Here is a 14,317-nt window from a genome sequence, read left to right as displayed (position 1 = left end):
TTACTCATGCTGCCGAATTTCGACGTACATGAATAAGCTTAGTTTTTTGATACTATTTCACCCAAACATAACCGTACGGCGGCAAGTCACATTTGCCATCGCTGATTTGTTCGCCTGTGAGTAGGTTTTTCGTTCCCGCGGTTTCAATCGTAATCGCCTGATCGCTAACATTCGTGTAGCAATAAACATCGCCTCTTTTCAGCGCGAAAATATGGCTATCGCTCGAAATAACTTCTTGTGGTTGGTACGGATTGAACGCGGTTTCTCCTTGGCGAACTTCTGCCAGTTTCTTTAATCCTGTAAAAATGGCTCGGCGGTATGGGTTCGTTTCGAGTTCGCTTTGTAAGGTCGCCAAATCGAGTTTTTCGCGGTTGATTCGTCTTGGGATTCCTGATGTTTCGGCGGCTTCTTTGTCGTTTCTTGAGCCGAATAGGGAATGGTAGTAAATGGCTGGTACACCCATGACAGAGAATAGGATGTGATGGGCGGCGAGCATTTTTTGAATCGCTAGTTCGTCGGATTCGCCGGTGTTTCGGAGCGCGTCGCTGTAATTGATGTTGAGTTCGTAGATGGATTTGCTGCCGTCTGGATTGTTTTTATAGGAAATTTGACCGCCATTTTGCAGGACTTTTTCGGCTAGTTTTTCGCGGTCGGTATCGGTTAGAATGCCTTCTGTTGGACGCATGCCGATGCCATCATGGGAAGCTAGGAAGTTGAAATAGGTCGCGGTTTGGCTCATCGGCGTGATTGTTTTTGCCCAGTTTGTTAGGTGGGTCGCGTCGTGCGTTGTGAAAGCGTGTAATGTGAGTGGTGGCAACGGGAATTGGTAGACTTGATGGGCTTCGTTGGTGCCGTCGCCAAAATAACTGATATTTTCTTTGTGCGGTACGTTGGTTTCTGTAATGATTTGTGTGTTCGGTGCGAAATAGTCTGTCAGCAAACGCCAAATTTGAATGACGGTATGGGTTTGTGACAAGTGAATGCAAGTCGTGCCGGATTCTTTCCAGAGAAAACCGATGGCGTCTAGTCGAATCGATGTGGCGCCGCGCGTGATGTAGGTGAGCAGCGTTTCGGTCAGGCGGATGAACATCGCGGGGTCCTGGATATTGACGTCGACTTGGTCTTTACTGAATGTAGACCAGACTTGCTTTTCGGTCGCGCCGTATGTGTGAAAGAGTGGACTCGTTCTTGGGCGGACAACGTTTGTAGCGTCAAATCCGGCTTCTTTTTCCACGAAGGCTTGCTCAAATCCGGGTTTTCCTTGTAGAAATTGTTGGAACCAGTCGCTGGATTCGGACATGTGGTTCGCGACGAAATCGTACATCAGTCGGTAATTCCCGGCGAGGTCGTCGATGTCAGGCCAGTCGCCGAGTTCTGGGTTGATTTGCAAATAATCGGTCACGGAAAAACCGTCGTCGGATGTGTAGGGGAACATTGGTAGTAAATGGACGTCCGTGATGATATCGGCAACGGTTTCGTCAAGCATCGCGCGCAAGGCTTGTAGCGGTTTTTGGCCTGGTGACTGAATGCTGTCGCCGTATGTGATCAGGTACATATTTTTCTCATTGATCGCGGCGGCTTGCGGAACTTGTTGTTGTTCTTGCGCGTCGATGAGTTTTGTCAGACGATTGCTGATATCACTACGTTTTGGCTCGTCGAAAAGTGTAGCTAGGTGGTCGTTTAGTTGCTTATTTAAATCGGATCGCTTCATCGGTTTAGAGCTCCTTCATTTTTAGTGTTAGATGGCTTTGTGGTGCGATTTCTGCTGGGCCATTTGTTGGTAATTCGGCCATATTTACGGCGATGCTTGTGCGGCTTGCCTCGATGCTGATTGGCTCGTCCGTTGGGTTGAAAGCGCGTAATATGATGCCGTCGCCGTCTTCTGCTTGTTTTAATGCGCTGAAAAAGGCGTTTTCGCTGATTGTGAGTAAGCTCGCGGATGTTGGTAAATCGCGCATTGATGCTGGCTGTGGCAGTTCGAAACGTTCCACTCGTTCTTCAAAACTATTCAGCGTTTGAAGGTGGTAGCTGAGTTGGTGCGTGCGAACGCGTTCGGTGGCGCGGAACCAATCGGTGGCCGTGAAGCTTGCGGTGGCACGATAATGGTAGCTGAACTCTAGATCGCCAAGCATTTGCGCGTCCGGCGTTTCCACGACTTTATTATTGATACCAGAGGCACGGCCGGGACGCCACGCGATATTGTCTTTACCGAGCAGTCCAACACTCCGGAAAAGCGTGAGGGCAAGATAATCCGTGGTCGCCTCATATTCTTTCAGGCCTTGTGTCACGACGCCAATCGCGCCTTTATCACTGAGACTTACGGCAAAATTTTCAAGCGGATAAATCGGGACTGGCGCTTCGGCAAAACGGTTTTCGCGCCAATTCGCAAAATGTGGATTCAGGTTGGCGCGCTTGATGGCAGTGAACGCTTGGTCGGCGTAACTTGCCTCGCTTTTCGGCGCTGCGAACTTGACGCGGATACGATGGTTTTTCGTTTTATTCGTGAGGCGATGCTTGATGCCCAGCGTATCTTCGCCCTTTTTGAGCGTGAGGGTGGTCTCGATTTCCGTCCCTTCGCCGCGCGTTAATGTATGGCGAATCGTCATTTCTGAAACGAGTTCCGACTGCTTCACCGCGATGCATTCCGCCGTTCCCGCCAGTTCCGCAACATCCCCTGCAAGCGGAGAAAAATCATACGAATCGCCGTCATCCGCTACGTCTTCAAATAGCATGAAATTGGAGAATTGTTCGCCCGATTGCGTCGTTAATTCCAGCTTTCCAGCAACAACCTCGACTGTATAAAATTCGTTCGTAATTTTGGCATCAGCTGTTGGCGTTACGAGATTCACCGCGCCTTCAATGATTTGCAAAACCTGATAACTAAGCGGTTCCATCGCGATTTCGGCGCTTACAACCGTGCGATAGTATCCCGGAATTTCGACTTCCCGTTCCCCATCCGCCGTCACCACCACTTTTTTTCCACCAGAAATGTAGTCTTGAGACAGAATCGTTTGCGGCACAACAACGCCCGACGCATCAGCCAAACACACCGCTTTTTCTTTCGTAAAAATGACCGTCTCGACTTGTTTCGTCATCGCTTTTGGCAGCAAGTGAAAAACAAGAACGGCGCCCTGCTCATATTCCGTCCCAATTCCGCGTGCGATTTGCTTTTTCAAAACGTTGATAAGGCTATCACAAATACGCTCGGCCTGCTCCAAACGATGCCCAATCGCGCGGTTCGTCTCGTCCGAATTACAGCCACCGATAGAATCATGCGCGTGGACGTCAAATAATAATTTGAAAACCTTATCCAGCCAGCGTTTCGGGTACGGCGCGCCATACTTATTCGCCATCACCGCAAGCGGCTCCAACTGGTGATAAATTTTATCCTCAATCCGGCTATTCGCAAGCTTAATATCCACACGCTGCGACCGAATCGTATTGTGAATCCGCGACTTCTGCGATGCGAGCAGTTCTCCCTCGATCACCGTCTCGAATTCCCCATTCTCCCACGTGGCTTCCATAAACATCTCATAATCCGACAACACGAAGCGATAATCCGATTGCTCGGCGTTAAGTGCCTCCACCGTCTCCGGAAAATGTTCCCGCACCAACACCTGATCGCCGCCCGCCGGAAGCAACATATGCGATGTCGACTTATTCATTTTCCGCAACGTATCCAAAATCGGCGTCAACGTTCCCGCCACATATGCCGCATCCGACGCCAAAAATTTCCCTGGTCCGTATCCAAAATACATATAATTCGCCTTCGAAATCACGCCATCCGGAGCGACCCAGCGAAAATTCAAATCCGTCGCCACATCATCTGTGTACAGACCACGCTGCAAAATCGCGTATTCCATCCCAAAAGACTGAAAGATAGACGGCAAATACGCATTTTGTCCAAATATATCCGGCAAATAACCAATTTTCATACTATGTCCCATCTCTGCAGCCGCACGCGATCCATACAGCAGGTTCCGAATCATCGACTCCTTATGCACAAGTAACGTATCTGTCTGCGTATACCAAGGCCCTACAAAAAGCCGTTTTTGCGTAATAAGCTCCTCCAATTTCGCCTTTTTCTCCGGCAAAATCGCGAGGAAATCCTCAATGACCGACATTTGTGCATCAAATACGAACGATTTATAATCCTCATCCCGTTCCAAAACATCCATCAAATGACGCAAATTTTCGATTAGCATCACGTTCGAATCCTCTATTGTAAAATACCACTCACGATCCCAATGCGCATGCGGCACCACGTGAACTATTTTTTCTTCGTTTGTCATTTTTAAACCCTCACAATCTCCATATAAAAACGGATTGGGACCCCAAATTGCTGAGTCCCAACGTGTCTATTTAATAATCAATTTTTTCGCCATTGCGTTCTTTTCGTTTAATAATCGCGTATCGAATAAAAATATTACCAAACGCGATAATCGCGACACCGACTAGCATGCCGACAAGATACGCCGGCAAATTCTCAACGAGTGGCCAACCCCAGATAGCTGGAAGTGGTAGCCATTGTACCGCGCCGAGTGCCACACCTGTACATGCGCCTGCGATTGCGCCGATTAGATTTAATGGAATCGTGATCAGCGGATTGCGCAGCATGAACGGAATCGCGCCTTCTGAAATCGCTAGAAAACCGAGCAAGAATGACGTGTTTCCGAGCAAACGCAAGTCTTGTGAAAAGACGCGACGTCCAACAACGAAGCGGTCAATAATCGTCGCCAAACCAATGCCTAGCGGTGGAATAACGATCGCCAACACACGCGGTGTCAACGGGAAAATACCATCTGCGGAGAGCCCAATCGCAATCGCACCCGCCGCTTTATTCACCGGACCACCGAGGTCAAACGCCGTCGCAGCAGCAATCATCGCCGAAAGACTAAGCGTTCCAGACGTACTCATACTCGCAATCGTGTCCGCAATCCACTTATTAAGATGTCCGAAAACCGGATCAATAACGTATAAATTCAAGATAAAAATAACCAAAACACTGATTCCCGGCACGATTAACATCGGCTTCATCGCCGCCAGATTTTTCGATAATTTGACGCGTTGATTTAGGAATTTTGCCACGTAACCTGCTGTTAGACCTAGGATTAGCGCGCCTAGGAAACCGCTCGGAATACCTCCTTCGATGCCCCAAAACGTATAATGCAAGCCACCTGCGAACAAACCGCCCGCAAAACCAGCGATCAAGCCAACGCGGTCAGCAATCGCATACGCCACGAACATCCCGAACACCGGATAAATGAACTTGAAGAGCATGTTGCCAAAGCCGTCAAGATAATGGAGGAATTCTTGCAAACCGCCAACACTGTTGTACGTTGGGTCGCCAATCATGCCGATATCAAGGCCAAGCGCATAAACCCACGTCAGCTTCGCGATACCTAGCATCAAGCCTGCCGCAACGATAAGCGGAATCATGTACGAAATCCCAGTCATGATAGCTGCCGTCACATCTGCGCCGACTTTTTTCCAGCCTGTTTTTTGCGTTTTGCTCGCGACAACGCCTTCCGATTCTGAGCTCGCCGTCACCGTGCCATCCGGTTCTGATAGCGTCCGAATCAGGATTTCCTTCGCGTGACGAAGCGGATCAGCGACTTTGACTTCGACATAATTTTTGCCGACAAAGCGCTCTTTTTCCTTCACTTTCGTATCCACGGCGAACAAAATTGCGTCTGCTTTTGCAATTGCTGCTGCGTCGTGCGTGTCTTCCATCCCGTTCGCGCCTTGTTTTTCGACACGAACATCGATTCCTAGCTCTTTCCCGGCCTGCTCCAACGCTTCCGCCGCCATGTAAGTGTGGGCAATGCCCGTCGCGCAAGCCGTTATCGCCAACACCGATTTCCCAGCATAAGCCGAATCGCCAGCCACGTTTTCCGTCACTGCTTCCTCACCAAGCGCTGCAAAAAGTGCCTCTTTACTAGGCGCCGCAAGCAATCCGTCCAAATACGATGCATTCATCAAGCGACCACTCAGCTCCGCCAACAATTTCAAATGCGTCGTGCCTGCTTCCTCGTCTGGAATCGCTAACAAAAACACTAACGAAACCTGATTCGTCGGGTCCACAGACTCCCAAACGTTCGCCGCTAATGGTGTTTTCAGTTTTGCCACAGTGAAAACGGCTTTGTTCACGACACTCGATTTGCCGTGTGGAATTGCTAAACCGCGCTCCATTCCAGTTGCCGAATGCGCCTCACGCTCCAAAACCGCTTTTTGAAACGCCGCTTTATCTGATATATAGCCTTCCTTGTCTAAATGATCCACTAAAAATGAGATTACTTCTTCCTTTGACGTAGCTTCGATGTCATAGAAAACCAAATTTTGCGTCGTCATCTCTTTTAAATTCATTGTCAATCCTCTTTTCTAAGTTCATGAATTCGCTTACAGATTACCTTTCGAAAGTATAATCGAAGTATAGCATAAAGCCGAAAGCCTTTTCATACAGAATCCGTATAATTGTACGGCGCACACTATTAATCTCTTTCAAATCGTGATAAAGTAGGAATTGAAGCGATTGGAGGTTTTTTGAATGGGAAAAGTAGCAGAACGTTTTGTCGAGGATATCACGAATTTGAGCGACTCGGAGAAATATGTTTTTTATTATGCGGATAACCATATCGAACAGGTGAAAAACATCACGCTAACCAACCTGGCCGAGATACTAAACACGTCCAACACCACGATTATCCGGATGTGCCACAAGCTTGGTCTGCAAGGCTTTTCGGAATTCAAATTTATTTTAGCCAGTTTTAGCAATCAAAAAAAGACTCGCGAAAACGGGAGTCTCAAAGAAGATTATTTGGCCCAGCTGACCCAGACCATTCACGCCATCGACCTGCGAAAAATGGATTATATCGCCACGAAAATTCTGAACGCGAGCACCGTTATTGTCGTTTCTGTTGGTTTGACTAAAATGATTGGGGAATATATCGGGAAGCGGTTGATTCAAGTTCAGAAACCGACGATGTACGCCTATGAATCCCATATTATTGACCTTTTGCCGAGCTTTATTAAGCCGAACGACGTGATTTTATTCGTATCGATGAGCGGCGACACGAAAACGCTCGTTCAGGCCGCACAGAAACTGGAATATAGCGGTTGCTTCATGTTCGCGATTACAAACCACGGGGATAGCGCACTCTCGCAACTTATGGATACGAATCTGAGCAGCGATATCCCGACCGTTTCTTACGCAGGATATGATATTACATCGCGTTCTGGGCTTATGATTCAGGCGGATATTTTACTCGAAGTATACTTGAAAAAGATGTTAGAGCGTGATAAATAATGTTTTTACCCCTCGATCACACAACAATACGAACTCATCGGCAAAACGGTGTCCACCCGAATCAAATTCGCCTGCGTCAACAGCAACTCTTTAAACTTCGCTGGTAACGCCTCTTGTTTCGCGATTTCCTCCGCGATATGATTGACGACAAACGACGCCTCCCAGCCCGCATCTTGCATTTCCCGCGTCCAAATATCGCCCTCACTCGTCACCTGCCAACCTTGACTCAGCGCCATTTCTGCGATATCACCCGGCGTGATAAACGTCCGCACATTCGATTCCGTTTCTGACTTAAACGCCTCGTATTGCGCCTGCACCAGCACCGCCAACAAATGCGATTCCTGCCGCGGATCCGTGAGATGTGGATTCCATTCCGCAAAACAAATCCGTTTCGCCCACTTTTTCAACACTTGAAGCATTTCTAGAAGCTCAGCTTTGGATCTGAAATACCAGGACGCATGCGAGATCACCGCGACGTCAAACGCTTCGTCTTCAAACGCCAAATCACCACGCAAAATATCCGTTTCGAGCTTAAATTCGATGCGCGATCCAAGCTCCGACTGCAACAAATGATACGTCGATTGCGCGAGCGTGAATGGTGCGCCGTAATCTGGTGACGCAATGTCCACCGCACACACAGAGCCAGTTTCACCGACATGATACGCCAATACCGCCGTCGTGTCGCCTTGTCCACAACCGACCTCCAGCACCTTATCGCCCTCTTTTATTCCCCAGAACTCCGCAAGCTTGATGCGATGCCCTGTTTGTACATTTTGAATCTCATCCGACGCCGCATCCCGAAGCATACACGCCACAATAGAAGCCACACATTCTCTCATTTTTCACCCGCCCATTGATAAAGAGTCAATTTTTGTTACTTTACTAGTAGCTGAAGCAAAGTCTTTCAAATTACAAATAAGCAGAAACCCTGTATCTTCCATCTTCATAAATGGTACATACAAAAATTCCTGCCTATCCATTTTAAAGTTTTATGCTAAATTTCAGTGAAGTTTCAGATTCTTCAATTACGATTATTTTCAATGCCTTGCTCTTCAAGATATTTCTCTATCCTTGCCTCCATAACAGCAAGTTCAACTGGAGGTACTATCATAGGAGACAAAAATATTTTTTCTGTGAGGAAACCTACTATCAAGCTTGCTTGTTCTAAAACAGGTTCAGTTAGGTGAGTCCTTACCTCACTGTCACCAGACAATTCTTCAATGCCTGAAAATTCGCCGTCAATTAGATACGTTGCTTCTACTTCTAAATAGAGTAGTGTATTATCCGTATCCGCATCGTAGATACTCTCTTTATCGGTAACCAATAATATATTATTTTCACCCTTACCTAAACTAAACTCTATTTCATTCTTTCTTGATAGAGAGCCTTTATCCACAGAAATATTCGTTTCTACTTTAGTTAATCGAATTTGCTCTATCGTCAAGTCTAATTCTAAACTTTCCATCCTGACTCTCCTTTGAAGTTTGACATTACTTTTCTGCGATCTTCATGAATTTTTATATGTTTACCACTTAGCAACTTAGTTACATGAGTTCCAATACTTTGAGTCTTAGAAAATTTATTAGTGTATCCCAGAAGTTCCCCCCTCATCCTCTCCAACTCCAAATGATCTGATTTGTTGCTGGAGAGATTATGGATATCACCAGCGACACGTGCTATATTTTCCAACATATTTTCATATTTCTCATTTCCAGTAGCCTGAAACTTCATGTACACAAGTTTATGAAGAGCATTTGGAGTAGTCGCTAAAATAAATGTTGAATTATGATGCTCCGTTTGAAGTGCCCCACCCTCATATCTACAAAGAGTTGCATGACTCATCCCCAGAACATCTGCAAAATCTCTTTGACTCATATTGTACATTTCTCTAATCATTTTAATTTCTTCTGGCTGTAATAAACCTTTAACTCTTCTATATTCTTTAAAATCTATTATATAATTGTAGTCTAAATTAGATGGATCTTCCATAAGCTCCCCACAAATCGTGCATTCCAAATACCTATGCTCAACCTCTAAATCTAATCCTCGTACGTTTACTATTTCAGCTACAAACTTTTCATCATGTTTAGATTCCTCATAGCAATTAATACAAAATATTTTCTTCATATCTTACACCTCATTTATGTGGATATTTAAGTTTCTTTCCCCCTTCTGATTCATGGAAAGATATGCAACAAAAGCTGGGACCACCCGGAACTGGAAGATCATGCATTTTAACATAAACCTCGTACCCCTCTATGTCAACTCCAAACACCCATACTCCACCTTTTTTAGGGCCACTGCTACCTATATTCATATCTGGCCCAGAAACATAATGTTTACACGTAAGCGTTTCTTCTAAATATGAAAATACTTGGGTAGGCAGCCAACCAATCAGACTCAAAAAATCATCATTTTTAGACCTTCTCGCCATATTACAACGATTATTAGCCACAGCGTCTTTAAATTTCTCTATAACTCTTTCAACTGCCACTGGTGTACTGTTCATGTAAACACTCCTGCCATAAAATGCATACATAAATTATACAATAGGTATAATTTATAATCAAGACAATAGATGTTATCGCATAATAACACTTTACCCTATAATATGAAATATTAAAAGTCTTTTACGGTTTTTTTTTAGGTTATTTATATTTCAAACGTTTTTAGACAATATATCGACAAATCCTATTGCTTAACCCTATATAATATTTTATAATTTGAATTTCCATTTTTACATCCTCTTTACAGAACCTCCAAACAAATCGTCATTTCGCTCGCTATAATAAGGCGTATGAGGAGGGGGAAAATTTGAATAAAATCGTTACTATTACTGGTGTTATCGTTGTTGGAAGCTCATTATTACTCGCAGGTTGTGGTCCAAGTGATGTGAATTCGCTCGCCGCAAAAGAAACCCAAACGCAAGTCAAGCCAGGTGGTCAAATTAAGCTAGACGGTGCCGTGAATATTCGCGATCTTGGTGGTTACAAAACGACCGATGGCAAAACTGTCAAGCCTCACAAACTGATTCGCGCCGCCGAACTCGCCAATCTTTCCAAAAACGACATCAAAAAGCTGACTTCTACATATAGTCTGGCTGAAATTATTGATTTCCGTACCAATTCCGAAGTGAAAGCGAAGCCCGATCCAGTCATCAAAAACGTCGACTATATCCACGATTCGATCATGAAAGACAACGGTTCGTCAACTAGCGCCCAAGATATGATGGCCAGTCTCGCCAAAATGGACAATCCCGAACAATTCCTAATCAGCGCCAATAAAAGTTTCGTCACCGATCAGCAATCCATCGACGGCTACAAACTTTTCTTCCAAGAACTGCTGAACAATAAAGAAGGCGCCGTACTTTGGCATTGCACCGCCGGCAAAGATCGCACCGGTTTTGGGACCGCGCTTGTCCTCGCAGCACTTGGTGTCGACCAAAAAACGATTATGAACGACTACCTACTTTCCAATAAATACCGCGCGACCGAGAATCAGAAAACCATTGATGCCCTTGCAAAACAAACTGATAATCCAAAAATCCTATCCGGCATGAAAGCCATTCTCGACGTCCGCCCAGCCTATCTAAACGCCGCGTTCGACGAAATCAACGCCAAATACGGCAGCACCGACGCATTCCTCAAACAAGGACTCGGCTTAACCGACAAAGATATCAAAAAACTCAAGAAAACCTACCTACAATAAAACGAAAAATGTGATCAGACCTCGCCAAATCTAGCGTGAGTCCCTGATCACATTTTTTAATTACTATTCGATTGTATCGCCGTCAAATTTCGACTTACATCTTGACCATTTCATCTTATGTTTCCCGTGCCCACACGACTCGCCACTATACGACGTCATCATTCCGTAAGCTTTTTTCAGTAGTGGAATCGCGATAACGATCCCGATCAGTGTCATCAGCGCGATAAAGCCAATGAAAATCAGCCCGGCCGCGATACCAATCACGAAAATTTTCTTCACCGTGTGTCCTAGATCAAAGCGTTCTTCCTCTTCCATGTTGAATCAGCTCCCTAGATAAAATTTCTTCCAATTTCAGCATAACACGTTACTTCTCAAAATCAAGTAAAAACTGACCGAGCCCGCCGATATCATGATGACCCGCGACATAATCCGCAATCGCCAACGTCTCTGGAATGCTGTTCTCCATCGCCACGCCCATTTTTGCAAGTTCGATCATGCCGATATCATTCTCATTATCGCCAAACGCAATCGTCGTCTCCAAATCGAGCCAGCCAGCCTCATCCAAATACGCGAGGCCATGCGATTTATCGATACCAACATTCATAATATCAATCAGCGTCGTGCCAGAAGCCATCACAGAAAGCGGCAATTCCGCCAAAGCTTCGCGCACCGCCACACGTTTCTCCGGATCATCCGAAAGCACCAAAACCTTCAGCGCAAACTCGCCAGAACGCTCAATTTCCCCAACAACATCCGCCGTCACCGTCAATGGCACCTGCTCATTTTCAGGAAGCGTCTTATTCGCCTCGACAAACCCAGCAATTTTCCCCGTCACAGTCGGCCCAACAATCCGCTCCGTCGTGTACACATGATAATCCACGCCAAACCCGCGCACCAGCTCGATCACCTGCCCCAGCAAATCATACGAAATATCACTTTTCATCAAAATTTCATTCTTCCCAAAATCCCGAACAAGCGCACCGTTACAAGAAATAACCGGCATCGTGATCCCAAGCTCATGAATAAACGGCATAATCGCCAAATCCAAACGCCCAGTCGCCAGCACCAATTTTTTCCCCTGCTTCTGCCAATCCAGCAAAACCTCTTTATTCAGCGGCTGAATCACCGCACCACCCTTAGCCAGCAGCGTTCCGTCCATATCCGTTACAACCGTTTCCATTACAAAATCACCCTTCCACACTCATTTGAAACGCCTCATCAATGGACGCCATTACTACTCGAATTATAAAGGAGTTTTGGCGAGTTGTCACGGGTTGCGACAGAAAAAGTCACAGCATCAAAATCATCGTGACTTTACATACTATTCATTCTTCTCTATCTCTTCAATTTCTGAAACAGACAGCACATCCTGATTTAAACTCTTTGTATAAGGAAATGATTCACCGCTTATAATTAGTGCTCCTTCATAATGTTCATCATATACACCGGCATCAAAAGATAATTTCTTATCACCATTCACATATCCCATAATATGCGGAATCCCCGTTGGATTGACATCTACACCCGTAATTGTGACAGAATCAATGTTCTCATAATTATATTTTAAGTATTTTTCTACCCGTGGGCTTTCTTCCGCAATCAATTTTTCAATCGCTTCTTCTCTCGCTAATTTTCGCTCATCGATTTCTGCCTTCACAAAGAGAAAACTGCCTGCGATGATAAATAACCAGAATGCTACTAGCGCTAGAAAAATAATTCTACTCATTCTCATTCCTTACTCCCCTGTTCACGTTCCTGAATCTCCGAAACAGACAAATCACTCTTCTGCATCTCCTCCAGCCCATACGGAATACTCAAATCCCCTTCAAAATGATCTTTATGTATTGCTGCATTAAAATATAGATCTTTATCATCATTCACATAACCCTTGATATGAGGTATACCAGTTGGGTGAATCTCCGCCCCAGTCACAGTTACCTTATTCACTCCCGTAAAATTATACTTAAAATATTTTTCAATACGTGGCTTCTCTACAGAAACTAGCCTTTCTAATTCATCTTCCGCTTTTTGATTTTCTTTTTCTTTCATAATGTATACTCCTCCTGCTATAATGAAAATAAGTACCAGTAAAATACTAGAAACAATTAACCATTTTTTCATGTAATCACCCCACCATATCATAACATAAAGGGAGCAAAATGGAGATGAAAATAACAGAAGAAACTAATTTTTATTTAGCCGATGCTGTGTATGACAGTGAAGTACTAAGGAAAGACAACGTACTAACACTGAAAGATATCGGTAAAACAAAATGGATTACAGTAAATTCAGTAGATAATAAAAACGGTTTACAAGCGGCCGCGGTTGTACCGCTTAGCGAATATAAAGCATGGAAAGCAGGTTCTATCAAAGAGTTTAGCCATATGGTCTTCATGTCAAGAGGCTCTGAGGAAGACGCTGATTGGGACCAAAACATCAAATTAGCAACTGCCTCACCCGCCCAAAAAGACGACCAATTTATCACCTACAATAATTTCGTAAACACCACTCTATCCAAACACACAACCAAAGACTACAGCTTCACAGGTCACAGTCTCGGCGGCGCACTCGCTCAATACGAAGCTGTCAAACATACCAAACCCGCCGTAACATTCGCCGCGGCCCGTTCATTCAATAAACTAACACCTGACGAACAAGCAAAAGCAAAAGACGGCGCATACTTCCATCTCATCAAAGATTTCCGACACCACGGCGACGTTGTAGGATTACTCCCACCCGATGCCTTCGTTTTTTACCAACAATATTATTCCAAAAACGGAGCAGCCAGCGATCCACTAAACGCTCACTTAACAAAAGGCTTTCGTAAACAGTTTGGCAGTAATGGTGCCACAAAACTTGCCATCTCTCCCGATGAAATTAAAGCGCTCGCGAACAGAATGAAGGATGTAGCCGCAGACATCGATCGCATGGTTCGCCTCATTGAAGATTTTCGTCAAGCCGAAAGCGACGCAGTCAAGAAGATGGTGCGTAAGTTCAACGATGCTACATATGGCGGTGAATATGATTTGCTAAATGAAAACGATGTAGACGATGTGATGCACGACCTCGCTGTCAAAAAAACAGAAGGCGTCTATCGTTTCCATAATGAAGAAATTTTGCATGATTTACTTAATAAATTGCTAGAACGGCAGTATTACCTGCAACAATTCGCAAATGAAATAGGCAATGCGGGACACCAGATGCAGCAAACAGATATCAATCTCGGTCATGACTTAGATCGTACAATTGGTAGTCTTGTTGGCATCGCGGCCGGTAACGCGGTGAATTTTTTCAAGTAAAAAA

The 14,317-nt window shown here is 45.1% G+C and carries 14 protein-coding genes; 3 read left to right on the top strand and 11 right to left on the bottom strand.

Annotated features, from left to right (window positions below; genetic code table 11):
• Window positions 1-52: 52 nt before the first annotated feature.
• The 3 genes from DUK53_RS12205 to DUK53_RS12195 all read right to left on the bottom strand — a co-directional run bounded on the left by DUK53_RS12205 (window position 53) and on the right by DUK53_RS12195 (window position 6,366).
• Complete coding sequence (locus DUK53_RS12205; protein WP_036094321.1) at window positions 53-1,711, bottom strand: sugar phosphorylase; 1,659 nt, start codon at window positions 1,709-1,711, stop codon at window positions 53-55.
• Window positions 1,712-1,715: 4 nt separating this feature from the next.
• On the bottom strand, window positions 1,716-4,292 hold the full coding sequence (locus tag DUK53_RS12200; RefSeq protein ID WP_036094322.1) for a glycoside hydrolase family 38 N-terminal domain-containing protein: 2,577 nt from the start codon (window positions 4,290-4,292) through the stop codon (window positions 1,716-1,718).
• Between the two features lie 70 nt (window positions 4,293-4,362).
• Window positions 4,363-6,366, bottom strand: a complete 2,004-nt coding sequence (locus DUK53_RS12195) for a fructose-specific PTS transporter subunit EIIC (protein ID WP_036094324.1) — start codon at window positions 6,364-6,366, stop codon at window positions 4,363-4,365.
• Window positions 6,367-6,547: 181 nt separating this feature from the next.
• On the opposite strand from DUK53_RS12195, the gene DUK53_RS12190 reads away from it, so the two are divergent.
• The gene (locus tag DUK53_RS12190; protein WP_036133378.1) at window positions 6,548-7,306 is read left to right on the top strand and encodes a MurR/RpiR family transcriptional regulator; all 759 of its coding nucleotides are present in this window, start codon (window positions 6,548-6,550) and stop codon (window positions 7,304-7,306) included.
• 5 nt (window positions 7,307-7,311) lie between these two features.
• Here the strand turns inward: DUK53_RS12190 and DUK53_RS12185 are convergent, their stop codons facing one another.
• The 4 genes from DUK53_RS12185 to DUK53_RS12170 all read right to left on the bottom strand — a co-directional run bounded on the left by DUK53_RS12185 (window position 7,312) and on the right by DUK53_RS12170 (window position 9,815).
• Window positions 7,312-8,145 carry a class I SAM-dependent methyltransferase gene (locus DUK53_RS12185; protein ID WP_036094328.1) on the bottom strand — a complete coding sequence of 278 codons (834 nt, stop codon included), beginning with the start codon at window positions 8,143-8,145 and terminating at the stop codon, window positions 7,312-7,314.
• Window positions 8,146-8,327: 182 nt separating this feature from the next.
• Complete coding sequence (locus tag DUK53_RS12180) at window positions 8,328-8,771, bottom strand: hypothetical protein (RefSeq protein ID WP_036094329.1); 444 nt, start codon at window positions 8,769-8,771, stop codon at window positions 8,328-8,330.
• Window positions 8,759-9,433, bottom strand: coding sequence for a type II TA system antitoxin MqsA family protein (locus DUK53_RS12175; RefSeq protein ID WP_052165074.1), 675 nt, complete (start codon window positions 9,431-9,433; stop codon window positions 8,759-8,761). The genes DUK53_RS12180 and DUK53_RS12175 overlap by 13 nt, the downstream gene beginning before the upstream one ends.
• Before the next feature lie 10 nt (window positions 9,434-9,443).
• Window positions 9,444-9,815: a hypothetical protein gene (locus tag DUK53_RS12170; protein WP_052165073.1), complete on the bottom strand. Its 372-nt coding sequence runs from the start codon at window positions 9,813-9,815 to the stop codon at window positions 9,444-9,446.
• 305 nt (window positions 9,816-10,120) lie between these two features.
• Between DUK53_RS12170 and DUK53_RS12165 the strand changes: the two genes are divergently transcribed.
• The gene (locus tag DUK53_RS12165) at window positions 10,121-11,014 is read left to right on the top strand and encodes a tyrosine-protein phosphatase (protein WP_036094330.1); all 894 of its coding nucleotides are present in this window, start codon (window positions 10,121-10,123) and stop codon (window positions 11,012-11,014) included.
• Window positions 11,015-11,077: 63 nt separating this feature from the next.
• On the opposite strand, the gene DUK53_RS12160 is transcribed toward DUK53_RS12165, so the two are convergent.
• The 4 genes from DUK53_RS12160 to DUK53_RS12145 form a co-directional block, all read right to left on the bottom strand.
• On the bottom strand, window positions 11,078-11,329 hold the full coding sequence (locus DUK53_RS12160) for a hypothetical protein (protein WP_036094332.1): 252 nt from the start codon (window positions 11,327-11,329) through the stop codon (window positions 11,078-11,080).
• 49 nt (window positions 11,330-11,378) lie between these two features.
• Window positions 11,379-12,194, bottom strand: coding sequence for a Cof-type HAD-IIB family hydrolase (locus DUK53_RS12155; RefSeq protein WP_036094334.1), 816 nt, complete (start codon window positions 12,192-12,194; stop codon window positions 11,379-11,381).
• Between the two features lie 141 nt (window positions 12,195-12,335).
• Window positions 12,336-12,746 carry a DUF1433 domain-containing protein gene (locus tag DUK53_RS12150; protein WP_052165072.1) on the bottom strand — a complete coding sequence of 137 codons (411 nt, stop codon included), beginning with the start codon at window positions 12,744-12,746 and terminating at the stop codon, window positions 12,336-12,338.
• Window positions 12,743-13,135 (bottom strand): DUF1433 domain-containing protein, encoded by a 393-nt coding sequence (locus tag DUK53_RS12145; protein WP_036094335.1) that lies wholly within the window; start codon window positions 13,133-13,135, stop codon window positions 12,743-12,745. Before DUK53_RS12145 ends, DUK53_RS12150 begins: the two co-directional genes overlap by 4 nt.
• 44 nt (window positions 13,136-13,179) lie before the next feature.
• Between DUK53_RS12145 and DUK53_RS12140 the strand changes: the two genes are divergently transcribed.
• Entirely contained in the window at window positions 13,180-14,313 is a 1,134-nt protein-coding gene (locus DUK53_RS12140; RefSeq protein ID WP_052165070.1) for a Tle-like phospholipase domain-containing protein, read from the top strand.
• The last annotated feature ends 4 nt before the right edge of the window (window positions 14,314-14,317 follow it).

The sequence above is a fragment of the Listeria sp. SHR_NRA_18 genome (assembly GCF_003856515.1).
Classification (GTDB): domain Bacteria; phylum Bacillota; class Bacilli; order Lactobacillales; family Listeriaceae; genus Listeria_A; species Listeria_A newyorkensis.
This window is presented reverse-complemented; position numbering and strand designations above follow the sequence as displayed.